Genomic DNA, 26,863 nt, shown 5'->3' with positions numbered 1-26,863 from the left:
TATTAAAAGCTCTTTTTTAATCAAATCTGTCTTTGTATTTTTTAAATAAAGTATTCATTACTAAAAGCACTACTCCAACGCCTAATAAAACTAATGCTCGTATTAGGAAATCGGCATTTGACAAATCGAAGAACATTAATCGAATAACACAGACTCCTACCAAGGAAATTGAAACGTATCGGAAGTATTTTTCTTTTAAAATAATACCGAGTATTAATAATCCCAATGATTCTAAAATCCAGAAGAATGTTAAGATTCCTTTATCAAACGAAAGAAACAAGAACAATCCAATACTAAAAGTCGCCGGATAAATAATAATACTGTTTCTAAACTTAAAGTCTTCAATGTATTTATACATTATAAAAATATACAATGCCAACAAGGCAAATATGATAAGATAAACGAATTCGAATTTAGACTGGTAATAATTAAAACTAACAAAGGCTAAATGAAAATTAGCCAGCAAATAATAAACAATGCTGATTTCTTTTTTACTGCCAATCTTTTTATAATAAAGCAATACGTTTACAATGGCCGTTGCTGCCCAAAATACCGGAAGCCATTTATGCTCTAATTGGGTAAACATAATAACCGAAAGCCAGACGTTTACAGCAATCTGATAATCGATCTGCAATGATTTAATGAATTCTTTTTTAGTGATAAAAAGAATTAAAACAATAAATAAAAGAATAGTCGAAAGCTGGAGAATCCAGTCCAGTAAAACAAAATTATTCAGCGTCTGAATACTATAAACAACAGAAGTAAGAATAGATAAAAGCCCAATAATCAAAACTGATTCTGGAACTAAATCCAGTTTTTTGTATAAAATCAAACCAAAATTAAGCATTGCCAAAAGCATAAAAACTAAAGGCAGATATGCAGTTTCTACCTGAATAAATAATAAAGCAATTATCCATAAATTTTGAATTATAGGTAAAATGGCGCTAAACATTTTTCCTTCTTCTTTTGTGCTTTTAATTTGAAGAAAACTATAAGCAGCAGATATGATAACACTTACTGCTTGTACCGCGTAAATTATAATTTTACCCACCTTATTCGTTTCGTATACAGCTAAATAAACACTTAAAAGCACTGCACTAATTAACAGAACAAATGAATAGATGTTGTAACGTTTTGTTTTTTCTGTTTTTTGAAAAATCCAAAAAGTAATTACCGCCAAAGCCGATAAATAAACAGGAACATAATCTATTTGGATACAAGAAAATCCAAAAACTAATGCATTAAAAAGGATTAATTCTGAATTGACTGTACTGAAATTTGTCCAGCCTGAAATAACATCATTTGATTTATTTCTAATTTTATCGGCAAACAAAATATAAATTTCAATAACAGAAAGTCCAACAGCAATTAATGCAATTTCTGTATTGTTTAATAAATCGGTTTCGATCAAAAAGCATAAACTTCCAATAATTGAAAAAATAAGACAAAAAACATATAATAAAACCTGGTTGTCTTTAGCAAGTGATTTTCGTTTAAATTGAATCCATAAAAATTCATGATTTAGTAATGCAATACCCAGACAGGCAAAAATCCCAACAATATTTATAGTATTAAAATATTTATAGGTAATCGAAACTAACAAAGCATTTACACCAATAATCCCAATAGTTTTTATAAGACTTTCATCTTTGTAGAATATTTTCACAAACCAGTTCAGCGTTATTACAGAAATCATTCCTAAAGCAAAAAGAATATCTAAATAAGATTTAGTTTCATTGAGAATCAATACTAATCCTGAAATAACAGCGATGATTAAAAAAACGAATCTTCCTAAATCAAATGTATTATTCTTGAATTTGGATTGTAAAAAACTCCATAACAAAGCCAAAAATATGAGAGGCCAATAAAACGAAACTTCGATAGTATGATACCAGCTTATAAAAAAGATGATTGAAAATAAAATCGAGAAGATTCCATTTAAACTCAAGTCTTTTTTAATAATAAAAGAATCAATTTCTAAAAACTCTTTTTTAACTGAGCAAAAAACAGGAACCATTAATGTGAACAGAGTCACAGCGATCGATGTCGCAAAAGTATTTGTAACATAGCCCTGATCCAGAATGGATTTACATGTAAAATAAAGAACCCAAATACAAACAAAGCTAAAACATGATTGATGCCTAAAAATATTTTATGCAATAAAACTTCCTTGCTTTTGTAAACAATAAATAAACAAGCTGTTGCTAAAAAGTACAATCCGCAGGCGATAACATCATAACCAACTTTCCAGTCATTCAGCATTATAATACTTAGTGAAAAAAGCAAGAACGAAACCATTCCGTCTAAATGATAAAGCCAGAAAATCTTTTTCTTTCTTGCAAAAAGAGCCGCAAAAAGACACAAAATTCCTGCTGCTAACAAAACGAATATTTTGATTTTGCTTCCTGTTGAATGTAAAATCAATCCTAAAGCAAATAAAATCCAGTTGGTAAGATGTGTTATAAAAGCAATTCGGTCAAAATGGGTATTTGTGTAAATATTTCTGTACTGCATATACATACAGCTTACAGAAACCAAAATTATACCTAATATGGCAAAAATATTTTGAGATGGGCTTAGAATATTATGACCTTGTGTAAACCAAATATCAAAAATAATAAAGGCCGAAATAACAATCAATAAATGATATTCCCATTTTTCTTTATATGATAAAACAATTCCTGCTGTGGCGGTTAAAGAAGCCAGCAAAAATGTAATTAGAACCTTCTCAGGAATTACACATAAAATTAAAACACTTAAAATGACATGGAGCGATAAAAAAGTCTGCTGTTTTATAATATAACCCACATATAAGTTAATCGCAATTCCAATTCCAATAAGTGAATAGGCAAGCGGAATGTTTTCTATAAAGGCAAGCGCTTCAATTTGCGACGCACCGAAACATCCAAACAAAAACAAACTTGCTCCGGCGCTTCGAAGCCACAATCCGGTTTTAAGCCATTTTTCTTTATTCTTCAAAAAGAAATAAGATCCTGCTAAAGCTCCGGCATAAAGCCAAAGGATTAAAACCCTAAACATTGGCGAAACTTTTAATGCGGTGTAAATACTTAAATAACCAACTCCCAGAACCATTATGGCGGTTCCTAAAATTCCGGTCCAGTTTTCGACAAACTGCTGTTCGATTTTTTTTATAAAAATTGAAAAAGCACTTTCCTTATATATTTCTTTCTCCTGATATTGAGGTGTTATTTGTTCTTCATACTCAGGAATTGACTGTGTTTCAATATTCGCTTCAGTATTAGAAATTTCTTTTACCTCAACTATTTCATTAACAGAATCGTAAATATGAATTTCCTGTAATTCTTCAGTAATTTGAGTTTCTTTATCTAAAACAGATTCATCAAAAGTAACAACAGGATCAGGAATAACAGGCGGAGCGACTTCTGTTACTGGGTCTAAAATGGTTTCTTTTTCTTCAATGTTAGATATTAATTCTGCGCCGGCAAAATTAGATTGCTGCATTTGGTTTTTAATATCTTCAATTTCTTTTTTTAAAGCAATATGATCGCCTTTGATTTTCTTGTAAAGGGATTCTAACGACTCATTGTCTTTTTTTATTTTGGATAAATTATTAAACAAAACAATAATGCATCCTATTAATCCAATAAGAATAAAGTTCTCCATAGTTTAAATTTTGAATCTGCAAATGTAAGAAAACTATACATGTTTTAACATTTATAAATTAATTTCTAAAATAGGATAGTTTTTTGAATGTAGATGTTAAATTCTAAATTACTTTTGAAATAGAAAAAATCTTAAGATTTTTAATAAATATCAAAACAGAAAACATCACTTTTTGTGTAACTTTTTTTAGCAAATGCGACAAACTTTAAAATTAAATTACGGTTCTTTGTAACTTATTACAATTTTAGATCCGGCATTTTCTAAGTACAATAATATTGAACTCAATGAGTTTTGACTAAAGCTAGTCGCGATATTTTCGTTATGGACAATAAAAAATTAATACTAAGTTTAAAAAAAGGAAATGAAACCGCTTTTAAGGAAGTGTATTTCAACTACTACGATAAACTGGTAAATATTGCCAAACGATTTAATCTCACGGTACTTACTCCTGAAGACTTTGTTCAGGAAAGCCTTTTAAGACTTTATAATAAAAGGGACCTTCTTAATGAAGATGTTTTGCTTGACAAACAATTGTTTACAATTTGCAAAAACATCATTATCAATCACGTTAATCGCGAAAACAAAATAATTCATCTTGATTCATTTCAGGATACTATTATCGACGAAGAAACTGATTGGGGCATTTTTGAAGAAAGAAAAGAAAAGCTGCATAATTTTATTAATCAGCTTCCTGAACAGCAGCAAAAAATATTTACTTTACACAAACTGGAAAACCTTAGCTATAAGGAGATTGCAGAAATTACGGATCTTTCTGAAAAGACCATTGCCAATCATATTTATCTCGCCAGTAAATTTATTCGAAAAAAAATCGAAAACCATTAGGAACTTTTTTGTTCTCGTTTGTTATATATAAAAACAAGAACAAAAAATGCATATTGAGGCTTATAAAACCAACGTAAGAACAAAGAAAGACGCAAGCCTGCTTGTTGTTCTTTTACAGTTTGTTATTTCTGATTGTATTATAAATTTTGATTTCAAAAATCGAGAAAGAATACTTAGAATCGAAACCAACAGAGATATTAAAGATGTGGTTTATGGTGTTTTTACCAAACAAGGATTTTATTGTAAAAAACTCTAAAACCAAAAAGTCATGGATAAAGAAAAACTAGACGAAGAGTTTAAAAAAATATGGAATGAAACTCCGGCTTCGCATTCTAATGAAATAAAAGAGGCTTCTTGGGAAAAATTCCGTACAGCAGCTTTTCCTCCAAAGAAAAAGAAAGTAAGCCCGTGGCGTTATTATGCAGCCGCATCGGTTTTACTTTTTGTTCTGGTTGGAACAGGAATCTATTTTACTGCTGAAACACAAAATGAGCTTGTGGCCATTTCTGAAAATGTAATTGAAAATACTACTTCAAAAATAAAATCAGTTGTATTGCCAGATAGCTCAAAGGTGATTTTAAAACCGAATTCGAAAATATCTTATGGAAATAATTTTGCCTTAAACCGAAAAATTGAAATTACAGGAGAAGCTTATTTCCAAGTTAAAAAAGACAAACAGCATCCGTTTCAGGTTTTTTGCAATGAAACAACCACAACCGTTTTAGGAACTTGTTTTACCGTAAAAGGTTTTAATCAAAAAGAAGTTACTGTTGAACTTTTTGAAGGAAGCGTTCAGATGAATGTAAAAGGACAGGATCAAAAATGGATTTTAAAACCGGGACAAAAATTTACTTACGGAAACCAAACTGCTTCTGTAGAAGAATTTAGCCGATTTGTAGATTTTGATAATGAAAAACTAACCGTTATAAGCTCATACATTGAAGAAAATTACGGTTATAAAGTCATAATTCCTCAGGATTATAAAGATCAGAAAATCACAATTCGAATAAATAAAAAAGAAGATTTAAAAATAATTGTACAATTAATATCAGAAATGTATAACCTAAACTTTGAAATAAATGACGATTTAAAACAGATTACTTTTCAATAAAAAAACAAAAAGGATGCAAGCCGCGAAACTACACATCCTCCTTATAGTCAGGGATAACACGAAGTTATTCCATTTAATAATTCAAAAATACAAAATTTCATGAAGCATATAATTTCAGCATGCTTTTTTTTATTCAGTTTATGTATGTCAGCTCAAAACGTTACGGTAACTGTAGATCAAAATGTAACGTTAAAAGAATTCTTTAAGCAAATTGAAAGTCAGACTGATTTTAAATTTGCCTTTACAGATAAGGTTGATACCAATCAAAAGTATTTCACGAAAAAAAGCACATATAAGCAAATCGAAATCGAGAAACTTATCTCTGAACTAAACAAAAATGCCTCTGTACAATTTTCTATTGTTGGCCAGAATATTTTTGTGAAACAAAAATCACAGTCTGCCAGACCAGCCAAAAAAAAAAGTAAACTGACAGGTCAAATTCTTGATGATACAAGACAACCCGTTATTGGCGCCAACGTTTATATTAAAGAACTTGAAGTTGGCGCTATAACGGATATAAACGGAAAATACAGCATTGAAATTCCAAATGGAGATTATACAGTTTCTGTGAGTTATATTGGATTTAAAAATCACGAAAAAAAGGTAACAGTTTCTGAAGATACAAGAATCAATTTCAACATAGATTCTGACAGTCAGGAATTAGAGCAGGTTATTGTAACGGGCAATAAGGCTGTTGATATCAAAACAACTCAAATGAGTGTGAACCGACTTTCGATGCAGGAAATAAAAAGAATTCCTGTAGCAATGGGCGAACCAGATCCTTTAAAATCGATATTAACGCTGCCTGGCGTTACTAATGCCGGAGAAGCTTCTTCGGGATTTAATGTCCGCGGTGGTGCTGCCGATCAGAATTTGATTCTTTTAGACGGTGCTCCTGTTTACAATGATTCGCACATGTTTGGTTTTTTCTCTGTTTTTAATGCCGATATCGTAAATGGTTTAGATTTATACAAAGGTGGAATTCCTTCTAAATTTGGAGGCCGTGTTTCTTCTGTTCTTGATGTTACACAGCAAACCGGAGATTTTGAAAACTTTAAAGTAAATGGAGGAATTGGTGTAATTTCCAGCCGTCTTTTGGTTCAGGGGCCTTTACAAAAAGATAAAGGATCTTTTATTGTGTCCGGCCGTACTTCGTATGCGCATTTGTTTTTAAAACTTGCCGACAATAAAAATTCGGCTATGTTTTATGATTTTAATGCTAAATTCAATTACCGTTTTAATGCCAATAATACGTTGACGTTTTCCGGTTATTTAGGAAATGACGTTTTTGACATTAACGATCGTTTTTCGAGCAAATACGGAAATACTATGGGAATTTTAAGCTGGAAACATAAATTTTCTGATCGCTTAAATTCTAATCTTTCTACTTTTTACAGTGATTATAAATTCAATTTAGGACTTTCAACAGAAAATTTTGAATGGGACAGCAACATCCAAAATTATGGTTTGAAATATGGATGGAATTATCAAAAATCTGAAAAGTTTAAAATCAACTACGGAATTGAAGGTTTATATTATAATTTCAATCCCGGAACTGTACAACCTACAAGTATAGATTCTCAGTTTAATTACAAACAACTGGACAAAAAATATGCTTTAGAAACTTCTGCTTATCTTGATTTTGAAAATCAAATTACAGAGAAGCTTAACTTTCGTTACGGACTTCGTTACAGTATGTTTTACCGTTTAGGTTCAGAAGCAATCAGCACTTACGAAAACGGTCAGTCAGTTGTATACAATCCTTTATACAAAATTTACGAAGAAGGAACTCCAACAGGATCCGTATATTATGGAAAAGGAAAAAAAATAAGCAGTTTTGATAATTTTGAACCACGTGCCGCATTATCGTACGCATTTAACGATAATACATCTGTAAAAGCCAGTTACAACAGAATGGCGCAGTATATTCATATTTTATCGAATACCCAATCTCCGTTACCTATGAGTATCTGGACACCAAGCGGACCTTTTACCAAACCTCAGCTTTTGGATCAGTATGCAATGGGATATTTCAAAAATTTTAGAGATAACGATTATTCTTTTGAAGGAGAGCTGTTTTACAAAAACGTTCAAAACCGTATCGATTATATTGATGGTGCCGATATATTAGCAAACAATAACATCGAACAGGTTATTTTAAATGGTAAAGCCAGATCGTATGGTATGGAATTATTATTTAGAAAAAATACCGGAATTTTTACAGGATGGATTTCGTACACCTTATCAAGAGCTGAACAAAAAACACCGGGAAGAACACCAGAAGAACCAGGAATTGCAAATGGCGACTGGTATTTATCAGGATATGATAAAATGCATAATTTAAGCATTGTTGGAAGTTATGAATTTAGCCCAAAATGGTCTTTCAATGGTAACTTCACTCTGCAATCCGGCCAGCCTGTAACGTATGCAAATGGGTATTATGAATTTGGGGGAATTCATGTACCAAATTATTCATTAAGAAACGAAAACAGGCTGCCACTTTTTCATCACCTTGACGTAGCGGCGACATATACTCCAAAACCAGATAAAAAGAAAGGATGGCAAAGCTACTGGGTTTTTAGTATTTATAATATTTACAACCGAAAAAATGCTGCTTCTATGAGTTTTACTACAAATGAAGATACTGGAGCAAACGAAACCAGAAGGCTTTCAATCTTCGGAATTGTACCTGGAGTTTCTTATAATTTTAAATTTTAATGTAATGAATAAATTAAAAAAATATAATGCAATGAATAAAGTACTGGCATTTATGAGTCTTCTTTTTGTTGTATTTTTTACTTCTTGCGAAGATGTTGTAAATCTTGATCTGGAAACCGGAGAAACACGATTGGTAATCGATGCCGAAATTATTTGGAAAAAAGGAACCAGCGGCAATGAACAAGTAATAAAAATCAGCAAAACGGCTTCTTATTACAGCGGTTCAACACCCAAAGTTTCCGGAGCACAAGTACGTGTTGAAAACAGCAATGGCGATGTTTTTACTTTTAATGAAACCGAAGCAGGTGTTTACAAATGCACCAATTTTGTTCCTGTAATCGATATGGATTATAAATTATTTGTTGATGCAGAAGGAAAAAGCTTTACTGCTGTTGAAAAACTAACTTCTGCAGCTCCAATCGATAAAATAGAACAAAAAATGGTTCCTGATTTTGGAGGAGATGATGTTATTGAAGTAACTTTTTATTATACAGATCCTGCAGATCAGGTTAATTTTTATTTAACCGATTACCAAAGTGAGTTTTTGATATATCCGGAATATGAAATCACAAATGATGAGTTTTATAACGGAAACCAAATAAGTACACGGTATTCTCATGAAGATATGAAACCCGGAAATATATTAAAAATCACGCACAGAGGTGTTTCAAAAAACTTCTTCAATTATATGAAATTAATTTTAGAAGCTTCAAATTCAAATCCTTTTCAAGTTCCTCCTGGAAATATTAGAGGTAATATTTTAAATACAACCGACAACAATAATTTTGCATTAGGCTATTTTAGACTTTGCGAAGCAGACGGCATCGATTATGTTGTAAAATAAGATTACCATTTTAATAAAAAGACAAATCCCTTAAATAATTACATTTAAGGGATTTGTCTTTTAGAAATAATTTCTGAATTCTCTGTTTTAATGATTAAAACATTAATTTAGTTTTACATCAATTAAAAACAAACCTAAATAAATGAAAAAAATAATTTTAAATCTTGCCGTAACTTTAGACGGATTTATCGAAGGTCCAAAAGGAGAAGTCGATTGGTGCATTATGGATGACGACATGAACTTTCCGGATTTTCTTAAAAGCGTTGATACGATTTTTTATGGAAGAATAAGTTATGATGAATGGGGAAATTATCAGGCTGATGAAAATGCTGATGCAGCCGAAAAAGAAATGTGGAATGAAATTCACTCCAAAAACAAATTTGTTTTTTCAAGTCAAAACCGAGAAGATAAAAATGCTGTTTTTATTTCTTCTGACATCATTGATAAAGTAAACGAAGTAAAAAATCAGCCGGGCAGAGATATCTGGCTTTATGGCGGAGCCAATCTTATTAAAACATTTATAAACTTAAACCTTATTGATGTTTATAAAATCTCCGTTCATCCGGTTGCTTTAGGTTCCGGAAAACCTTTATTTGAAAATTTATCACAACGAATTGCATTAAAACTAACAGATACCAGAGTTTTTAAATCTGGTGTTGTCGAATTAACTTATCAGCCGGAATAAAGGTAAACCTGCTAAAATAGTCTTATCTTGCAGAACTTAATAAAAATACCATGTCAATAACAACAGAAGCAGAATTAACCGGAATGAAAAAAGCAAGCGAAGCCGTGGCTTATGCTTTAAAAGAAATGAGGAATTTTGCAAAACCCGGCATCTCTACAAAAGAACTTGACGAATACGGCGGAAAAATACTAAATGATTTAGGAGCAAAATCAGCACCTTATGTAACGTATGGTTTTCCGGGATGGACGTGCATCAGCGTAAATAATGAATTCTGTCATGGAATCCCTTCTGAAAAAAGAATTTTAAAAGAAGGCGATTTAATCAATATTGATGTTTCGGCAGAATTAGATGGTTTCTTTTCAGATAACGGCGGTTCGTTTGTTATTGGTGAAGATGTAAATCAGCATCAAAAATTAATTAATGCATCTAAAGAAATTCTGCATAAAGCTATTTACAGTATAAAAGGAGGCGTTCGTATTTCTGACATTGGTTTTATAATGGAAACTGAAGCTAAGAAAAGAGGTTACAAAGTCATCAAAAATTTAACCGGCCATGGTATTGGAAGAGGTCTTCATGAAGAACCGCACGAAATTGCTAATTACAGAGACCGTTTTAATTTGACAAGATTTAAGAAAAATTCTGTCGTAGCTATAGAAACTTTTATTTCTACTACGTCTACAATTGCCGAAACTTTACAAGACGGCTGGACAATGGTTGGAAATAAAGGAGGTTTTATGGCACAGCACGAACATACGATTGTGGTTACCGAAGGAAAACCAATTATTTTGACAGAAATGAATGAAATCTGGAATTAAAACCTGATACATAAAGAACAAAAAACTCCATTATTGCTAATGGAGTTTTTTATTTCAAGACAAATGCTAAAAACATAAAAAATATTTCAGCATTTATTTTCCAACTGTCTGCTGTATTTGAGCAGGGTATCGATCGCCCTGAATTGTAGTTTGGGCAAAAGAATCGTCGATATTTTTAACATCTTCCGCAGATAAATTAATAGAAGCACCGCCAATATTTTCTGTCAATCTATTTGATTTTGTCGTTCCCGGAATTGGTGCAATCCAAGGTTTTTGTGCCAAAAGCCAGCCCAATGCAATTTGTGCAGGGGTTGCCTGTTTCTGTGATGCAATGGCAGACAATAAATCAACTAATTTTTGATTTGCTTTTCTATTTTCTTCACTAAAACGTGGCAGGCTGTTTCTAAAATCTGCAGCTTCAAAACTGGTGTTTTCTGTAATAGCACCTGTTAAAAATCCTCTTCCTAACGGACTGAACGGCACAAAACCAATTCCTAATTCTTCAAGCACCGGTAAAACTTCCAGTTCAGGTTCTCTCCACCAAATCGAATATTCGCTTTGTAAAGCAGATACAGGTAAAACTTCATTTGCTTTTCTAATAGTTTCTGCACCCGCTTCAGACATTCCAAAATATTTTACTTTTCCTTCCTGTATAAGATCTTTAACCGTTCCGGCAACATCTTCTATTGGTACATTTTGGTCTACTCTATGCTGATAAAATAAATCAATAACATCTGTTTTCATGCGTCTTAAAGATTCTTCGGCAACGGCTCTTATATTTTCCGGACGGCTGTCTTGTCCGTTAAATGCCTGCCCGCCTTTAAAACCAAATTTAGTGGCAATTATGGCATCTTTTCTAAATGGTTTTACAGCTTCTCCAACCAATTCTTCATTGGCAATACCATAAGCTTCGGCAGTATCAAAAAAGTTAATTCCTTGTTCGTATGCTTCTCTGATTATTTTTATACCATGCTCTTTATCTACTGCTGTACCATAAGCGAAACTCAATCCCATACAGCCAAGTCCCAATGCAGAAACCTCTAATCCTTGCGTTCCTAATTTTCTCTTTTCCATAATTTTATTTATATAAAAGTTTATTGTTATTTTTAACAGTACAAATTTCCTTTAATAAAAGCAGCTGCATATAATACAAATTACTGCTCTTATTACCATTTTTACTGATTGAGATAATTACGCTAAGTTATTAATAATCTGAACAGTATATTTGTACAGCACTATTACAAATTGATCATGGAACACATACAATTAGAAAAAGTTACGCAGTATAATCAGTTAAAGGGTGTTGAAACACAGCATCCTTTAATAAGTGTTTTTGATAATTCTAACAGCGGTCCATTACCCAATAATACCCGTCTGCATTTTGGTTTTTATGCTATCTTTTTAAAAGCCGGAAATTGCGGCGAATTAAAATACGGACGCAACAATTATGATTATGACGATGGCACAATGGTTTTTGTAGCACCCGGACAAGTACTTGAAGTAAGCAATACAGAAAATTATAAATCTACAGGCTTAACACTGCTTTTTCATCCTGATTTTATAAAAGGAACTTCGCTATTTAAAAATATAAATCAGTATTCGTTCTTTTCTTACGATTCGCATGAAGCGCTTCATTTATCTTTAAAAGAACAGGAAATCATAAAAGATTTGTTCAGCAAATTAGAATATGAATTAAGCCAGTCTATAGACAAACACAGTAAAAACATTATAAGCAATACGATTGAACTGCTTTTAAATCATTGTGTACGATTTTACGACCGACAGTTTATAACCCGCGAAAACATCAATTCTGATATTTTATCAAAATTTGAAAATTGTTTAAATGATTATTTTCAATCTCAGACTGCACAGGATTCAGGACTTCCTTCTGTTGGATATTTTGCCGATCTATTGCATCTTTCGCCTAATTATTTTGGAGATTTAATTAAAAAAGAAACCGGAAAAACAGCTCAGGAACATATTCAGTTAAAATTAATAAATCTGGCAAAAGAACGAATTTTCGATACAGAGAAATCTATGAGTCAGATTGCTTTTGAATTAGGATTTAAGTATCCGCAGCATTTTAATCGCATGTTTAAAAAGAATACAGGCTACACTCCTATTGAATACAGAAATCTAAACTAAAAAAATGCTGGATAATTTCCCTTTCTACCTCGGTTTGTTAATTGTTATTTTACTGCTTATTATGCTGGGCAATAAAATTAAAGTCGCTTATCCTGTATTATTAGTATTGGCAGGATTGTTTATTAGTTTTATTCCGGGCGTTCCCGCAATAAAAATTGAGCCGGAACTTATCTTTTTTATTTTTCTGCCTCCATTATTGTATGAAGCTTCGTGGACCGTTTCGTGGAAAGAAATGTGGCGCTGGCGTCGAATTATTACCAGTTTTGCTTTTATTGTCGTTTTTGTTTCTGCACTTTCTGTAGCGCTGGTTGCCAATTATTTTATTCCGGGCTTTTCATTAGCATTAGGTTTTGTGTTGGGCGGTATTGTTTCGCCTCCAGATGCTGTAAGTGCCGGAGCGATTTTAAAATTTGTTAAAGTACCCAAAACCATGTCATCTATCTTAGAAGGTGAAAGTCTGCTGAACGATGCATCTTCTTTAATTATTTTTAGATTTGCCATGATTGCCGTGGCAACAGAACAGTTTATATTTTATAAAGCCGCATTAAGTTTCAGCTGGATGGTTTTTGGCGGTGTTGCGATTGGTTTATTAATTGGATGGCTTTTTATGAAAGCGCATAAATACCTGCCAACCGATGCGAATTCAGATATTGTTTTATCATTATTAACGCCTTATATAATTTATCTGGCGGCAGAAGAAGCTCATAGCTCCGGAGTATTGGCCGTGGTAAGCTGCGGATTGCTTTTGTCTAATAACAGACACCGCTTTTTAAACAGCAGATCCCGTTTGCAAGGCGTAAATGTTTGGGAAAGTCTTTGCTTTATATTAAACGGATTAGTCTTTATGCTGATTGGACTTGATTTACCTCAAATTACAAAAGGACTTGAAGAAACCAGTTTGTTAGCAGCAATTGGATATGGCGTACTTATTACTGTAGTTTTAATCGTAAGCCGAATTTTATCTTCTTACGGTGCCGTAATTGTAACTCTTATTGCCCGAAATTTTATTACTGTAGCAGATGACAGGCATCCCGGCTACAAAACACCTTTTATATTAGGATGGACCGGAATGCGCGGTGTTGTATCATTAGCAGCCGCATTATCTATACCGGTTTATTTAGACAACGGCAACGGATTTCCACAGCGTAATCTTATTTTGTTTATCACTTTTGTTGTTATTCTTTTAACTTTATTAATTCAGGGATTAACACTTCCGTATTTTATCAAAAAAATTAAACTTCCTAATATTTATGATCCGGTTCCCCGTGAAGAAGCGCATCATCAAATTCGACAGGAATTAGCTGAATTTGCCTTAAATTATTTAAAAACAAATTATAAAGACCACGCAGAAAACAATTCGCCCTTACAGCATCTTATTCAAAAATGGGAACAACATATTAAAGGAATCGATGATGAAGCAATAAGTCATGAACTAAAACACATTTATCGCGATTTACTAACACAGCAGCGACAATGGCTTATTAACAGAAATAAGGAAGACCAGACTTTAGACGAAGTCATTATACGCAGACAAATGTATTATCTGGATATTGAAGAAGAAAAACTCCGATATCTTTAGACTATTTTCTTTAGTAGGTTTCTCTCTTATTTCTTGAAATAATTATTTGATGAGCTTGAAAAATAAGCATTACGAAAGAATTTAATAAAAAATTAAGTTTTTTTTCTTTAACAAAATTATTAACTTGTTGTGAAATAAAGAATAACACATAGCTACTATGTAACTAAAGAAAACACTATGCGAGTATCTGTCACACGAAAGAACATCAAATTTACCCCCGATTCCAGAAGAGTTGTTGCGCGATATTTTATGAATGGAGATGAACGGACGCAGCAAATGGTTTTACGAATCATGATACTCGACGAGAAACAGGTTTCTGAAACTTTAGAACAAACACTTCGCGAATTTGCCAGACGCCATCGAAATATTTCGGCTATTTTTTTTAGACACTGCGAAAGAATAAAGCCTTTAATAGAATCCATGAAAATAGATTATGAAGCCATGTCTCTTAATCGAAAAATGCTTATTGGTTCTTACTGCACAATGGAATATGCGATAGAATCTGCGGCAATTTTTAATCCTTCAATTGTAGAAGATTTCGATCAGTGTGGTTTAGAAGCCGGCGAAAAACGCGTTATTATCTCATTCCGAGCCACCGGTGAAGGTCACATCTCTTCTATAGTTTTTAGAAGAGGAATTCTCGATAAAGACAATAATCTTCAGATAATGAAAATTGGCCACCATATTGACAAGGCCGAAATCGAACATAAAACCTTATTCAATAAAGAACGTTTTTTAACAAAGCTTATCGAAATGCATACTCAGGACAAATACATTGCCCAGATTATGCAGGATCTGCCGGAAGAATTTGAATTTGCGATTTTAAAAAACATTTTAAACACTGCTTTGGGCGACCCGTCTATTCGTCAGGAAAGAAGAACTGCACTTGAAGAAATACTCTGGCTTGCCAATTCATTTTACGATTTACAATTCAAACACGATTCAGATATTACAGAACGTGTTATATTTCCAATATCCGATTCTGAAAGCCGAGGAATAGAGGATGCCCGTTTTGTTCGTTTTATAGACGACGATGATTCTGTTCGTGTTATGGCAACTTATACAGCATACAATGGCCATGCTATTCTGCCTAAATTAATTTCTACCGAAGATTTTTATTCTTTTAGAGTAATGCCTTTGCATGGAGAAGGTGCGCAAAATAAAAATCTGGCTTTGTTTCCAAGAAAGATAAAAGGAAAATATGCCATGCTGGCTCGTATAGACGGTGTAAACAATTACATTATGTATTCTGATCGTGTAACACAATGGAATACTCCTGTTTTATTGCAGGAACCGCGTTATACTTGGGAATTTACACAAATTGGAAATTGCGGTTCGCCGCTTTGGACAGAAGAAGGCTGGCTTGTAATTACACACGGAGTCGGCACCATGCGTCGTTATTGCATAGGCGCTTCTTTATTTGATCTTGATGATCCTTCAAAAGAAATTGGAAGATTAAAAGAACCGCTGCTTTCTCCGTTAGAAGACGAGCGCGAAGGTTACGTACCCAATGTGGTGTATTCCTGCGGCGCTATTATTCATAACAAAAGCCTTATTTTGCCTTATGCCGTTTCTGATTATTCATCTACGTATGGCGTTGTCGATTTAGCAGAATTATTAGCGACTTTAAAAAAGAGTAAGTAAACCGTTTGAATAATGTATAGAATTATTTTATGCGAAAAAGCGACAGGCATTGTACTTGAACTTGATGGAAAAACAAGATTTTCTAATAATGATACTAACAGCCCTCTTCCTTCAATGACTTTTAATACAATTGAAGAAGCAGAAGATATGGCAGCTGCGTTGATAAAAGAAAATAGTACTCTTGAAATTGGAATTTATAAAAATGATGAAACTTTTGTAAAACGGTATTAACCGCTTTTTAAATTCTAATCAATCCCATTACAAAAGCCGTTCGCAAAGCTTCAGTAGTATTAGAAACCTGCATTTTCTGAATAATATTCTGTCTGTGGCGTCGAACGGTATAAACTGAGATATTTAAAAATCCGGCAATTTGATCACTGTTATTTCCTTTTGCCACCAGTTTTAATATTTCCAATTCTCTTTTTGAAAGTAATGTTTCTGCAAAAGGTTTGTATTTTTCAGAAGCAATAGTTTCACCTGTCTGCATATTTACAATTCTGCCATCGATCCCTGTACTGGTTTGCAAATTGCCCGAAGGCGAATACAAACACAACGCAAGCCAGATACTTCCGGTAGATGACTTTTTAAGATACATTGTCCGGTGATTAATGTAATTGGGATTTTGAGAATCTGAAGTTCTTAAACGACTAAAAGTACTGTATTTTCTATATTCTTCTCCATTCAGGTTTTTAAGAAATTGTAAATACTGAAGCTCTAAAGCATGACGCTCAGTAACATCATCGGAATTTAATTTATTAAAAATGCAGTCTTCAAAAGCAGAATCGATTACTAAATCTTTAGATGATAATCCGAAAAGCTCTCCAAAATCTCCTGCATAAATATAACTGCAGTCAGCCTGAAAATCAGAAAGAACAGCAACACACTGCTCAATTTCCACATAAGAAGCAACCGATTTTTTATATTCTTCTATATTTAAAATTTCGCCTTCCAGAAAAGTCTGCTGTAACAATGTTGAGGTTAACTGATCTTCGATGGAAACTTTAGGCATAGCGGCTTATAAATTGGTTAATTTTACGTATTGCTGTTTTTGGAAAGCAGGATTAAATTTGAAAAACCTAAATTATCATTTTTATACTTCTAACAAAACATTTTATGAAAACTAAATTTATTACCTGTCTCGCTTTATTTGGGATTATTATAATTTCTAGCTGCAACAACAATTCTAAAGAAAATAAGATCGAAAATATGACCGCAGAAAAAAATTCTGAAAAAGCTTCAGATTCGGCTTTTGTTCGAGGCAGTGAGTGTGATGTAAAACTTGACAAAATTCATTTTACAAAATCTATAAATGGCGCTGATACATTGGCAAAAGTCGATGAGAAAAAGAATATTCAGTTTCATGTGGGCGAGAAAAAAGATTATTTCTCAGATCCGGATAACAAACTTTCGAACACTTCTGCTCCTATCCTTTTATCTAAAATTGATAATACAAAACCTTTTACGCTGACTGCAAAAGTAAGTCCTGAATTTACAGCAGGCGGATTATACAATGCGGGCGTTTTGTATTTATATGTTCATGATAACTTTTATCAGAAATTTTGTTTTGAACAAGACGAAAGAGGTAACCACAGAATTGTAACGGTTCGAACTATTGGAACTTCAGACGATAATAATCATGATGTCGTAAAAGGGAAAACAGTGTATATGAAAATTTCATCAGACACGCAGACTGTTGCCAGCTATTATTCGCTTGATAACAAAACCTGGCAAATGGTTCGTTTGTATAAAAACAATTACCCGGCAGAACTTTGGGGCGGTATCAGCTCGCAATGTCCGGTTGAAAAAGGAACTACAAGTTATTTTGAAGAAATCAGCTTAGAAGAAAAAAGTGTAAAAGATTTCCGTTTGGGAATCTAAAACATTTTAAAACAAGACAAACGCAGATTATTTAGTCATAATCTGCGTTTCTTATTTTAAGACTGGTATTTTCTCAGTTAAATATTTCCAATATCGTTTTGGCATATGCAGTAAATGAAGTTTGGTATTTTTTCTGGATTCAATATTGGTACTGCTAAAATACTGACGCCAGAGATTTTGAAAAAACTCTTCATTGTCATCGCATATTTCTGCCAGATAATTTGAAGAAGATGACTGAGCATTAAATTGAAGCTGTACTGTTGAGGTAGTTTCAAGATCGTAATATATCCCGTATTTACGTTTCGAATCGTAAATTAACCAGCGCTGATCAGCATAACGATTTTTAAAATGCTTTTCTATTAAAGGCAGAACATCGCAGTCCGGTTCGACAATGGCATAATACAAATTATCTTTAGTTAACTTAAACCTTACAAAGGCTTTCATTCGGTGTGTTTCTTTGCCGGTTAAATGTGCCGCTTTTCTAACTTCGAGAACAAAAGTATTTGCCAGATCTTCTTCAATATTAACCGAAGAGGCAAATACATATTTTACATATTGAAATAAGGTTTCGTCAATTTTATCTAAGTCAGATAAAAAGGCACGGTAAATATTAGCAAAACCTTCATTAGAAAGATTCGTTTTTAATCCTGTCAAAACACGGTTTGCTTTATTTTCATCTGTTACAACAAAATGGTTTTCTGAAAAAAGCAATGCATTAGAAGCTTCATTTTTTGCAAAAACAACGTCTGCAAGTTTTAACTCGTAAATTTCAAATACAGCCGTGAGCCAGCCTTCAAAAGTACTATCGTAAATTACTTGTGTCATCGATTTTAAAATAAAGCCAGCTGGTTAGAAAAATCGTTTTTGTATTTACTTTTCTGAGCATTTAAAATATGATCTTTTATCTGTATGGAAGTTAAATCTTTCTGCAATTGAAACGGCGCTGCAAAAGCCAAAAAGTATTTTGATCTGCTGTATGCAATTCCAAGTTTATGTAAATCGTCTGGCTGGAGTCTTTTAAATTTTCGGGCAGCAACAATTTTTTTAGCCCCTAAAACGCCAATTCCCGGAATTCGGAGAATTAATTCCAAATCGGCGGTATTAATATCGACAGGAAATTTATCGAGATTTCGTAATGCCCAGCCCAGTTTTGGATCAATATCCAAATCCAGATTCGGCTGATCGAAACCGACCATTTCGTTTACATTAAATCCATAAAACCGAATTAACCAGTCGGCCTGATACAATCTGTTTTCACGAATCATAGGAACCGGAGTTCCAATTGCCGGAAGTCTGTTATCGTAACTTATGGGCACATATCCAGAATAATAAACCCGTTTCATATTCATTTTTTCATAGAAATAATTAGCCATTCCTAATATCTCCATATCATTTTCTTTGGTGGCGCCAATCACCATTTGTGTGCTTTGACCTGCGGGAGCAAAAAGAGGTGCTTTGTAATTTTGTTTTTTCTCTTCTTTATATCCAATTATTTCATTTTTAAGAAACTCCATTGGTTTGATAACATCAATATGATTTTTATCCGGAGCCAGTAATTTTAAGCTCTGTTCAGTTGGCATTTCAACATTTACACTTAAACGATCAGCATATAATCCTGCTTCTGTAAGCAATTCGGCACTTGCGCCCGGAATAGCTTTTAAGTGTATATAACCGTTGAAATTTTCTTCTAATCGAAGTTTTTTTACAATTCGTACCAAACGTTCCATCGTGTAATCAGGATTATCAAAAATCCCCGAACTCAGGAATAAACCTTCAATGTAATTTCTTCTGTAAAAACCAATCGTTAAATCAACAACTTCCTGAACTGTAAATGCAGCCCGCTTAATATCATTGCTTTTTCGGCTCACACAATAAGCACAGTCAAAAATGCAGTGATTTGTCAATAATATTTTAAGCAGCGAAACACAGCGTCCGTCTTCTGTATAAGCATGACAAATTCCGTTTCCCGAAGCATCTCCTAAACCTTTATTTTTATTTTTTCTGCTGCTGTTGCTTGACGAACATGAAACATCATATTTTGCAGCATCGGCTAAAATTGCCAATTTCTCCATCACTCTTTCCTGTACCATTTTGACTTTAAATTTAATTTTAGAATAAAAATTCACTTCCTCAAAACTAAATATTTGGCCTTAAAAAGAGCTTCATTTTACTGTTCTAAATTGTATCATTTTTTCTCATTAATCTCAGCAATAACAAAGCTTTTCTTAATAAATACATCACTCTTAATAAATAACTTATGGATAAAAATCAGGTAAAAATACGCAGTGCCAGAATACCGATTCTTTTTACATTGCAACACTATTTAAGAAGAAAAATTTTTTGTCCCCCCTATAATTATTTTTCATTTTTTTTTAGTGAAGGAGATGTACCGATTTAGTGAATATTAAAAACAAAAATCTAAAGAGATGAATTTTGTAAAAGGACAAGATGTATTCTACACAACATTGAGTGGAAGATCTTATAGGGCTACAGTAATAGAGAGAAAGATAGATTTTAAAAAAGGACTCATTAAAAAATCTGCTATTAAGGAAATGACTTATCATTACTTAATAGAAGTCCATAAAGTTGGTATTAAGGAGCATATTCTTTGCACTGAAAATCAAATTAAGGTTTTGGAGAAAAAACAACGGGCAAAAAAAGCAGCTTAAAAGGATAATTATAAAAATTCAAATTACTCTTCTGGCAATTTGTCTTTTTTGCATTGGTCTGGGAATAGTTGAAATCTCAGAAACAGAGTTTGAAACAAGCGGAGATTTTTTTTGCAGGCTTCTCATATTTTTACTTTTATCTTTAGCGGTTTCATTTTTAGCAGAAACCTGTATTTGCATAAAATTCGTAATTCAAAAAATTAAACAAGTAATTATTCTTGATAAAAAAGGCATTTTTAAATTTTAAAAATGCCTTTTTCTTTTTCATTTGTCAAAAACACGTTAAAATCCAGATCTTATAAGGCTTTTTCCATATAAAAAAATATATTTGTCTAAACCCAGTTTACCAAAAACGAAAAAAGACAGTAGTATGGATAATGAAAAATTTATTTTCTGCCTTGAAGGTGTTCAGGATGTAGATACCGTTACAACTACTGATGTGGTTAAAAATCTGGAAGAAATTGCTTTTAACCAAGGTATCGCAAGCATCTACAAAACCTGCGATACAATTGAAGGTTTAGAAGAAAGCTTAAACACATTACTTTACGACGATCATAATTTTAAGGATTATGAAATCATTTATTTAGTAATGCCTGGACAGGAAAACAACATTTGTCTTCATGATTATTATTACAGTATTGAAGAAATAGCAGAGCTTTTTGAAGGAAAAATGAAGGGAAAAATTATTCATTTTGCCAATAAAAAAAGACTCGACCTAAACGACGAAGAAGCGCAATATTTTCTTGATATTACCGGAGCCAGAGCAATTTCCGGCTATGGTTCTACATATAATAAAATTGCCAGCTGCAGTACAATCGACAAAGCGTTTTTTAGTTTATATCAGGAAAACGATGACTTGACCGAGGTTGTAGAAGATTTATTTCAAAAGCATTATGCGCTTTGTAAATTACTTGATTTTAGATTGTATTATTAAGTTATGAAGACAAAGACTGTGGAAAAAATAAAGACCTATGGCCCGTCGGGATTTCGAGAGAAGTTTCTGGGAGAAGACAATCCTATTCATTTACTTTTTAAACCAAATTCGGATCATTTTTTCTGCCTTGAAATTGAAGAAGTAATGCAGATGCAATATCCGGTTCCGCCTTGTAAACATTCCTGCCATACACTGATATTTATTTCTTCCGGCCAGCATGTTATGAAAGTAGGCTATCAGGAATATACCACAATAGACAACGAAATAATTGTAGTACCCGCCGGGCAGATTTTCTCTCTCGACAATATCAACAATATACACAAAGGCTATATCTGCCAGTTTCATCCTGATATTTTAATTCGAAAATACGGAAGCCGTGAATTAATTAATGAATTTGATTTCATGAAAATTTCGGGCAATCCAAAAATTACTTTAGACAATAACGATATTCCCGATATTACTGCGATTTTAAGCAGACTTGAAAAGGAATACTCTGAAACTTCGACAGCAAATTTAAATATTGTACAATCGTATTTAATTACATTGTTTTATGAAATGAATAAAAACTCGGTTCAGAGTTCTAAAAGTATTTCGGCTGCTGAGGTAATTACAAACAAGTTTAAAGAGCTGATTCATCAAAATATCAAGACGCATCATTTGGTTCATTATTATGCGTCGTTATTGAATGTTACGCCAAATCATTTAAATAAATCGGTTCGAACAGTAACCGGAAAACCGGCAGCCAAATGGATTGATGAAACCATATTGCTTGAAGCCAAATATTTACTTTACCAAACTACACTTTCTGTAAGTGAAATCGCAGCGCAAGTAGGTCATGAAGACCAATCTTACTTTAGCCGTTTCTTTAAAAAACATGAAGGAATTACACCAATTCAATACAGAAAAATGATTGATAAGTCCTAATCATTGATTATTGAATCCTAGTAAACAGTCTTGCATTTTCAGAAATTTGCCTCTTTAAAAAATGCAAATTATGATTTATGTTTTTAAAACTTCTGTAGACAGCCAATCAAAATTTGAGTCGGCTTCAGCACTGCTTCACGAATTACTTCCAGATACTTTATGGAATTTTGATTTGGAGGACTGCGATAATATTTTAAGAATCGACAGTGAACTCGATATTCCAAATTTGATTCTTAACAATGCTATTTTTGAATGCATTGAATTAGAATAAATTAAATCCTTTACAACATCTTTATATAAAATGGAAACTAAATTATATCAAAACAGAACGTTTGATACTGTAGATTACTCAGAACAGAGTTTATCGAATACTGAATTTGTAAACTGTGAGTTCATTAACTGCAACTTCTCTAAGAGTGACTTAAGCCACAATGATTTTCTGGATTCTACTTTTAAAAACTGTAATCTTTCATTAGCAGTTCTTAAAAACACGGGATTAAAGAACATTAAATTTATTGGCTGTAAATTAATGGGATTGGATTTTAGCGCAGGAAACAGTTTTTTGTTTACAGTAAATTTTCAGGATTGTCTTTTAGATTATTCGACTTTTATATACAAGAAATTAAAGAAAACCAACTTTATTGACTGCTCTTTAAAAGATGTTGATTTTTCGAATACTGATTTATCGCTGGCTGTTTTTAAAAACTGTGATTTATCTAATGCCACTTTCGTAGAATGCATTTTGGAAAAAACTGATTTCAGATCATCAAGAAATTATGGTTTTGATCCTTCAGAAAATAAGATTAAACGAACTAAAGTTTCGCACGCAGCTCTGGCTGGTTTATTAGAGAAATTTGATCTGGATATTGAATAGTTTATTAGTTTTTAGCCGCAGTTATAGTTTTCAGTCTCAGTTATTCTGAATGTGGATAATTTTCATATAAAAAAAGGGATGCAGTCTGCATCCCTTTTAAAAAACTAAAATATATGAAAAAATGAATTACTGTTTAATCCAGCGCGGATCTCCTACTTTATTATCCATCAAAGTTTGATTTCCTAATGTAAAATCTCCTGTTGATGCATTTGCAAACTGCGGATCTAATGTTGTTGCACCAGTATCAGGTCTGTTATTATTTGTAGTCGCTTTTAAATTTGGTGAATTAAAATTATTATTATTACCAAATCCCGGAGCACTTGTTGCGGCATTGTTAGTATAAATTGCCTGACCAACAACAAGCAATGTGTTACGTACCGCTAAAATATTTGTCGCAAAACGTACATATAAAATTCTGCTTGAAGCTATTAATGTCGGAGTATATATCGTACATCCATCAATTACCACATTACTTACCAAACTTCCTCCTGAACCAGCAGCTGCATCTAAACGGATGAAATCACGTGATCCACAATTATTAAATGTACTTCTTGTTAAAGTAACATTTTCAACATATGTAGTTCTAAAATCAATAAAATCAGCTCCTGAAGCAGTATTTACATTTTTAACAATACTATTATCTACAGTGAATGATTTCAATCTGGCTGCTGCATTTCCGTACATAAGCTGAGAAGGGTAATCATGAACATAAGAACCGCTTATCAGGATATCTCCTAAAGGTGACGCTTGTGCTGTTAAAATTGAAATGGCGCCGCCCGTTAAACCAGATCCACTTAAATCCAGATCAATAAGAGACAGATTTACTGCTTCACTTGCATTAGCAGGGTTATTAACAACTGTGAATTTTACATTCAGTTTTGGTTTATTCTCTGGTCTTACTCCTCTAATGATAAGTTTTTTGTTTACCAAAATCTCACCCGTTGTCTGATAAACACCCGGCATAAGCAGCAATCTGGAATCTCCTGTTACCTGAGCTACTTTAGCGTTTAAATCATCTCCCGGATTTACTACGATACCTTTTGTTAAATCAACACCGCTTGTAAAAGTCAGGATTCCTCTTGTTTTAGTTCCATTCTTTAACGTAGTCGTATAATTTGTTTCTGGAGTTAGACCGTTAACAATTGCAACTCCCGCCGCTTTTTCTTCTGCCGTTATGGTGTGAACCACATCGCCCGGCTGCGATATAATTTGGGTTACATTACTATTTGGAGCCCATCTTACAGTTACTGATGTCGCTTGTATCTCTTCTGCCTTAATTGGAACAAAAATTTGTTCAGATGCAGTAGTAGCTGAAGCAATCGACCATTTAGAATCTTCCAGACCGGCAGCACTTACTGCTTTTACTCTAATATAATAAGTCGTTTCTCCTTCTAAAGGTACTTGTATTGGCAATTCTTTTCCAGTAACATTAATTGCTTTGAAAATAGTTTTGAATTCAGGATCATCAGGACTAAATTCTACGACATAATGATCTGCATTTTCATCTGCCTTCACAGTCCAGTTTAATTCAACTGTCGTTGAATTTCTAACTCTTGCTGTAAGTCCAATTGGCGAAAACTCTCTAGAATTTCCAACACCGTCTAATAAGCCTTCGTTATAACTTTCGCAGCTTGAAACTCCAAGTGCAAGAAATAATACGGCTATTAATCCTCTAAATATATATTTTGCTTTTATCATAATAACTTATAATTTATTATTAATTTCTAAAGATTTTAATAACCGTAATCATTTTTTAACTGTCCATTACTTCCATCAATAAACACCTGCCATATTGGCCAGAATTGTCTGTTATCAGGATTAACTCCAGGTTTGTACAGTGAGTTTATTTTAGTATCTGCAGCTGTTCCTGTCCATGTCCAGGCTAGTAATGTATATCCTGCTCCCGGATTTGTAGTTTCTCCACGATTAAGTCCATAAACATCCAGGCTTACATTATCTGCTTTATATTTATAGTATAAATTTGCCGGCACATCTGCATAAGCCCCTGAACGTGCAGCTAAATCTGCCATTTTTTGTTTTGCTTCGTCTAGTTTTGTTTTTAAAAGATTCCAGCGAATTAAATTTTGTTTACGTTCCATTTCTCCAGTAAACTCATATTTATTTTCATTAACCAAAGCATTAAACATAGCTTCTTTGCTTGTTAATCCATCAACATAAGCTTCAACTTTAACAGCCTGATCTGCTGCAGCAAATGATCTTCTGCGAACTTCTTTTAAGTAAGGCATCGCTGCTCCCGGACCTTCTAGTTCGTTTGCTGTTTCAGCGGCAATAAGAAGAACCTCAGCATAACGCATGTACATTTTATTAACTCCGTCATCATTATCTGAAGTAACTCTTCGTGTCATCCATTCGTAACGGTATTTCCCAAAATACCAAGTATCTAATGTTCCTAACTCTTGTTTAGCAACAGGATAAGGATTACCTGCTACAGCTGCACCCCATTTGTAAGGCACACAAGTAACATCTCTACGTGAATCACTTTGATCATAATCGTAAAAAACAAATGGTAAAGGTCCTGCAGTTCCACCACGGTTAGCTCCATTTGCCTGAAATTGATCACTTGCTGCAGTATGTTTCACAGCAAACGTAAATAACATACGTCCACGACCGTCTGCAAAAGGAAGTTCCCAAAGAGATTCACCGCCGGCAGTAGTATTTTCCTGATTGTATTTTCTCCATAATCCTTCAAAAGTAGATTCTAAATGTGCAGAACCGCTTTCTATAACTTCACGAGATTCTTTTAATGCCAATGCATACATCGCAGCAACTGAAAGTTCCGGATCGGTACTTCTTCTCACTCCATCAGGATATTGCTGATAACCGCTTGCAGCTAAAGCCAAACGTGCTCTAAATCCTTTTACAAAAGCTCTGTTTACATGCTCTACTGTACTGGTATAAGAACTTCCATTAGGCCACGCAACCAATGTTGATGCTTCTCCTAAATCTGCAATTAATTGTTTGTAAATAATATCTCTGCTTGATTTAGGCAAATATAAAGTTGCTGTTGTAATAGGCTCAAAACGAGCTGGAACATCTCCCCATGCTTTAACCAAATCAGCATAGTAAATAGCTCTTAATGTTAAGGCCTCTCCTAATAACTGTCCCATTGCTGTTCCTGGTGAAGGATTACCATATTGACGTATACCTTGAATACAAACATTCGCACGCTCAATACCCGCATACATCATAGCATAAGCATTAGTAACAGTATTCATTTCGGTATTATTTATTTTGGCATCATAAACACATAAATCAGCTTTATCACCCGCAGTCTGCGAAGTGTTATACCATTCTACGTCTGTATTTAATCCGTAATAAGGTAAAAATCTTCCTCTGTAAGAGTTCGTCTCAGCAAAAGGTACTTTTATCCCATCAATAGCCCCTTTTGCAAGTTCAGCATCAGAAAAAATCAGCTCAGGCTTTAATGTCGATGGTGCTTCTGTTTCTAAATAGTCGTCTTCAAATTGCTGGCAAGAACTAAATAGACTTGAAATTATCAATCCAGCTATTATTATTTTATGTTTCATTTTGTGA

25 protein-coding genes are annotated in these 26,863 nt (G+C 33.2%); 17 read left to right on the top strand and 8 right to left on the bottom strand.

Features of this window, described 5'->3' with window-relative positions:
- Positions 1-16 precede the first annotated feature (16 nt).
- Together ABD859_RS20815 and ABD859_RS20810 are read right to left on the bottom strand one after the other, a co-directional pair.
- Entirely contained in the window at positions 17-1,948 is a 1,932-nt protein-coding gene (locus tag ABD859_RS20815) for a DUF2339 domain-containing protein (protein ID WP_345146612.1), read from the bottom strand.
- 83 nt (positions 1,949-2,031) lie between these two features.
- The gene (locus ABD859_RS20810) at positions 2,032-3,645 is read right to left on the bottom strand and encodes a hypothetical protein (RefSeq protein WP_345146610.1); all 1,614 of its coding nucleotides are present in this window, start codon (positions 3,643-3,645) and stop codon (positions 2,032-2,034) included.
- A gap of 321 nt (positions 3,646-3,966) precedes the next feature.
- On the opposite strand from ABD859_RS20810, the gene ABD859_RS20805 reads away from it, so the two are divergent.
- The 7 genes from ABD859_RS20805 (at position 3,967) to map (ending at position 10,661) form a co-directional block, all read left to right on the top strand.
- Positions 3,967-4,488 carry an RNA polymerase sigma factor gene (locus tag ABD859_RS20805; protein WP_345146609.1) on the top strand — a complete coding sequence of 174 codons (522 nt, stop codon included), beginning with the start codon at positions 3,967-3,969 and terminating at the stop codon, positions 4,486-4,488.
- Positions 4,489-4,534: 46 nt separating this feature from the next.
- Entirely contained in the window at positions 4,535-4,744 is a 210-nt protein-coding gene (locus ABD859_RS20800; RefSeq protein ID WP_345146608.1) for a hypothetical protein, read from the top strand.
- A gap of 12 nt (positions 4,745-4,756) precedes the next feature.
- Positions 4,757-5,599: a FecR family protein gene (locus ABD859_RS20795; RefSeq protein ID WP_345146607.1), complete on the top strand. Its 843-nt coding sequence runs from the start codon at positions 4,757-4,759 to the stop codon at positions 5,597-5,599.
- Positions 5,600-5,698: 99 nt separating this feature from the next.
- Positions 5,699-8,317, top strand: a complete 2,619-nt coding sequence (locus ABD859_RS20790; RefSeq protein WP_345146606.1) for a TonB-dependent receptor — start codon at positions 5,699-5,701, stop codon at positions 8,315-8,317.
- A gap of 4 nt (positions 8,318-8,321) precedes the next feature.
- Positions 8,322-9,161 (top strand): DUF4249 domain-containing protein, encoded by an 840-nt coding sequence (locus tag ABD859_RS20785; protein WP_345146605.1) that lies wholly within the window; start codon positions 8,322-8,324, stop codon positions 9,159-9,161.
- Between the two features lie 142 nt (positions 9,162-9,303).
- Positions 9,304-9,846: a dihydrofolate reductase family protein gene (locus ABD859_RS20780; protein ID WP_345146603.1), complete on the top strand. Its 543-nt coding sequence runs from the start codon at positions 9,304-9,306 to the stop codon at positions 9,844-9,846.
- Positions 9,847-9,896: 50 nt separating this feature from the next.
- Positions 9,897-10,661, top strand: a complete 765-nt coding sequence (gene map / locus ABD859_RS20775; RefSeq protein ID WP_345146602.1) for a type I methionyl aminopeptidase — start codon at positions 9,897-9,899, stop codon at positions 10,659-10,661.
- Positions 10,662-10,754: 93 nt separating this feature from the next.
- Here map and ABD859_RS20770 read toward each other — a convergent pair whose 3' ends face one another.
- Positions 10,755-11,735 (bottom strand): aldo/keto reductase, encoded by a 981-nt coding sequence (locus ABD859_RS20770; protein WP_345146601.1) that lies wholly within the window; start codon positions 11,733-11,735, stop codon positions 10,755-10,757.
- Positions 11,736-11,912: 177 nt separating this feature from the next.
- Here ABD859_RS20770 and ABD859_RS20765 point away from each other — a divergent pair, with 177 nt between their 5' ends.
- The 4 genes from ABD859_RS20765 to ABD859_RS20750 all read left to right on the top strand — a co-directional run bounded on the left by ABD859_RS20765 (position 11,913) and on the right by ABD859_RS20750 (position 16,260).
- Positions 11,913-12,806, top strand: coding sequence for a helix-turn-helix domain-containing protein (locus ABD859_RS20765; protein ID WP_345146600.1), 894 nt, complete (start codon positions 11,913-11,915; stop codon positions 12,804-12,806).
- A gap of 4 nt (positions 12,807-12,810) precedes the next feature.
- Complete coding sequence (locus tag ABD859_RS20760) at positions 12,811-14,385, top strand: Na+/H+ antiporter (protein WP_345146599.1); 1,575 nt, start codon at positions 12,811-12,813, stop codon at positions 14,383-14,385.
- A gap of 177 nt (positions 14,386-14,562) precedes the next feature.
- Positions 14,563-16,029, top strand: coding sequence for a glycoside hydrolase family 130 protein (locus tag ABD859_RS20755; RefSeq protein WP_345146598.1), 1,467 nt, complete (start codon positions 14,563-14,565; stop codon positions 16,027-16,029).
- Positions 16,030-16,041: 12 nt separating this feature from the next.
- Positions 16,042-16,260: a hypothetical protein gene (locus ABD859_RS20750; protein ID WP_345146597.1), complete on the top strand. Its 219-nt coding sequence runs from the start codon at positions 16,042-16,044 to the stop codon at positions 16,258-16,260.
- A gap of 7 nt (positions 16,261-16,267) precedes the next feature.
- Here ABD859_RS20750 and ABD859_RS20745 read toward each other — a convergent pair whose 3' ends face one another.
- Entirely contained in the window at positions 16,268-17,038 is a 771-nt protein-coding gene (locus ABD859_RS20745) for a response regulator transcription factor (protein ID WP_345146596.1), read from the bottom strand.
- Positions 17,039-17,142: 104 nt separating this feature from the next.
- Here ABD859_RS20745 and ABD859_RS20740 point away from each other — a divergent pair, with 104 nt between their 5' ends.
- Positions 17,143-17,907 carry a DUF1349 domain-containing protein gene (locus ABD859_RS20740; protein WP_345146595.1) on the top strand — a complete coding sequence of 255 codons (765 nt, stop codon included), beginning with the start codon at positions 17,143-17,145 and terminating at the stop codon, positions 17,905-17,907.
- 51 nt (positions 17,908-17,958) lie between these two features.
- Here the strand turns inward: ABD859_RS20740 and ABD859_RS20735 are convergent, their stop codons facing one another.
- Both ABD859_RS20735 and ABD859_RS20730 read right to left on the bottom strand, forming a co-directional pair.
- A complete protein-coding gene (locus ABD859_RS20735; RefSeq protein ID WP_345146594.1) occupies positions 17,959-18,732 on the bottom strand; it encodes a TIGR03915 family putative DNA repair protein in 774 nt (257 codons plus the stop codon).
- A gap of 5 nt (positions 18,733-18,737) precedes the next feature.
- Positions 18,738-19,997 (bottom strand): putative DNA modification/repair radical SAM protein, encoded by a 1,260-nt coding sequence (locus tag ABD859_RS20730; protein WP_345146593.1) that lies wholly within the window; start codon positions 19,995-19,997, stop codon positions 18,738-18,740.
- Positions 19,998-20,333: 336 nt separating this feature from the next.
- On the opposite strand from ABD859_RS20730, the gene ABD859_RS20725 reads away from it, so the two are divergent.
- From ABD859_RS20725 to ABD859_RS20705, 5 genes are all read left to right on the top strand, one after another.
- Positions 20,334-20,576, top strand: a complete 243-nt coding sequence (locus ABD859_RS20725; protein ID WP_345146592.1) for a hypothetical protein — start codon at positions 20,334-20,336, stop codon at positions 20,574-20,576.
- A gap of 370 nt (positions 20,577-20,946) precedes the next feature.
- The gene (locus ABD859_RS20720; protein WP_345146591.1) at positions 20,947-21,510 is read left to right on the top strand and encodes a DUF6642 family protein; all 564 of its coding nucleotides are present in this window, start codon (positions 20,947-20,949) and stop codon (positions 21,508-21,510) included.
- Positions 21,511-21,528: 18 nt separating this feature from the next.
- Positions 21,529-22,434, top strand: a complete 906-nt coding sequence (locus tag ABD859_RS20715) for an AraC family transcriptional regulator (protein WP_345146589.1) — start codon at positions 21,529-21,531, stop codon at positions 22,432-22,434.
- A gap of 70 nt (positions 22,435-22,504) precedes the next feature.
- Positions 22,505-22,705 (top strand): hypothetical protein, encoded by a 201-nt coding sequence (locus ABD859_RS20710; RefSeq protein WP_345146588.1) that lies wholly within the window; start codon positions 22,505-22,507, stop codon positions 22,703-22,705.
- A gap of 30 nt (positions 22,706-22,735) precedes the next feature.
- Positions 22,736-23,308, top strand: a complete 573-nt coding sequence (locus ABD859_RS20705; RefSeq protein WP_345146587.1) for a pentapeptide repeat-containing protein — start codon at positions 22,736-22,738, stop codon at positions 23,306-23,308.
- Between the two features lie 126 nt (positions 23,309-23,434).
- Here the strand turns inward: ABD859_RS20705 and ABD859_RS20700 are convergent, their stop codons facing one another.
- Both ABD859_RS20700 and ABD859_RS20695 read right to left on the bottom strand, forming a co-directional pair.
- Positions 23,435-25,006, bottom strand: coding sequence for a DUF4957 domain-containing protein (locus ABD859_RS20700; protein WP_345146586.1), 1,572 nt, complete (start codon positions 25,004-25,006; stop codon positions 23,435-23,437).
- Positions 25,007-25,041: 35 nt separating this feature from the next.
- Positions 25,042-26,856: a RagB/SusD family nutrient uptake outer membrane protein gene (locus ABD859_RS20695; protein ID WP_345146585.1), complete on the bottom strand. Its 1,815-nt coding sequence runs from the start codon at positions 26,854-26,856 to the stop codon at positions 25,042-25,044.
- Positions 26,857-26,863: the final 7 nt, after the last annotated feature.

It is taken from the genome of Flavobacterium ginsengiterrae, assembly GCF_039539785.1.
GTDB lineage: Bacteria > Bacteroidota > Bacteroidia > Flavobacteriales > Flavobacteriaceae > Flavobacterium > Flavobacterium ginsengiterrae.
The sequence above is the reverse complement of the archived record's forward strand: the minus strand, read 5'-3'. Positions and strand labels throughout refer to the sequence as shown.

Bases quoted from the DNA above. Each gene is read 5' to 3' on its own strand.
- ABD859_RS20810 (WP_345146610.1), bottom strand. From the start codon at position 3,645: ATGGAGAACTTTATTCTTATTGGATTAATAGGATGCATTATTGTTTTG.
- ABD859_RS20805 (WP_345146609.1), top strand. From the start codon at position 3,967: ATGGACAATAAAAAATTAATACTAAGTTTAAAAAAAGGAAATGAAACC.
- ABD859_RS20800 (WP_345146608.1), top strand. From the start codon at position 4,535: ATGCATATTGAGGCTTATAAAACCAACGTAAGAACAAAGAAAGACGCA.
- ABD859_RS20795 (WP_345146607.1), top strand. From the start codon at position 4,757: ATGGATAAAGAAAAACTAGACGAAGAGTTTAAAAAAATATGGAATGAA.
- ABD859_RS20790 (WP_345146606.1), top strand. From the start codon at position 5,699: ATGAAGCATATAATTTCAGCATGCTTTTTTTTATTCAGTTTATGTATG.
- ABD859_RS20785 (WP_345146605.1), top strand. From the start codon at position 8,322: ATGAATAAATTAAAAAAATATAATGCAATGAATAAAGTACTGGCATTT.
- ABD859_RS20780 (WP_345146603.1), top strand. From the start codon at position 9,304: ATGAAAAAAATAATTTTAAATCTTGCCGTAACTTTAGACGGATTTATC.
- map (WP_345146602.1), top strand. From the start codon at position 9,897: ATGTCAATAACAACAGAAGCAGAATTAACCGGAATGAAAAAAGCAAGC.
- ABD859_RS20770 (WP_345146601.1), bottom strand. From the start codon at position 11,735: ATGGAAAAGAGAAAATTAGGAACGCAAGGATTAGAGGTTTCTGCATTG.
- ABD859_RS20765 (WP_345146600.1), top strand. From the start codon at position 11,913: ATGGAACACATACAATTAGAAAAAGTTACGCAGTATAATCAGTTAAAG.
- ABD859_RS20760 (WP_345146599.1), top strand. From the start codon at position 12,811: ATGCTGGATAATTTCCCTTTCTACCTCGGTTTGTTAATTGTTATTTTA.
- ABD859_RS20755 (WP_345146598.1), top strand. From the start codon at position 14,563: ATGCGAGTATCTGTCACACGAAAGAACATCAAATTTACCCCCGATTCC.
- ABD859_RS20750 (WP_345146597.1), top strand. From the start codon at position 16,042: ATGTATAGAATTATTTTATGCGAAAAAGCGACAGGCATTGTACTTGAA.
- ABD859_RS20745 (WP_345146596.1), bottom strand. From the start codon at position 17,038: ATGCCTAAAGTTTCCATCGAAGATCAGTTAACCTCAACATTGTTACAG.
- ABD859_RS20740 (WP_345146595.1), top strand. From the start codon at position 17,143: ATGAAAACTAAATTTATTACCTGTCTCGCTTTATTTGGGATTATTATA.
- ABD859_RS20735 (WP_345146594.1), bottom strand. From the start codon at position 18,732: ATGACACAAGTAATTTACGATAGTACTTTTGAAGGCTGGCTCACGGCT.
- ABD859_RS20730 (WP_345146593.1), bottom strand. From the start codon at position 19,997: ATGGTACAGGAAAGAGTGATGGAGAAATTGGCAATTTTAGCCGATGCT.
- ABD859_RS20725 (WP_345146592.1), top strand. From the start codon at position 20,334: ATGAATTTTGTAAAAGGACAAGATGTATTCTACACAACATTGAGTGGA.
- ABD859_RS20720 (WP_345146591.1), top strand. From the start codon at position 20,947: ATGGATAATGAAAAATTTATTTTCTGCCTTGAAGGTGTTCAGGATGTA.
- ABD859_RS20710 (WP_345146588.1), top strand. From the start codon at position 22,505: ATGATTTATGTTTTTAAAACTTCTGTAGACAGCCAATCAAAATTTGAG.
- ABD859_RS20705 (WP_345146587.1), top strand. From the start codon at position 22,736: ATGGAAACTAAATTATATCAAAACAGAACGTTTGATACTGTAGATTAC.
- ABD859_RS20700 (WP_345146586.1), bottom strand. From the start codon at position 25,006: ATGATAAAAGCAAAATATATATTTAGAGGATTAATAGCCGTATTATTT.
- ABD859_RS20695 (WP_345146585.1), bottom strand. From the start codon at position 26,856: ATGAAACATAAAATAATAATAGCTGGATTGATAATTTCAAGTCTATTT.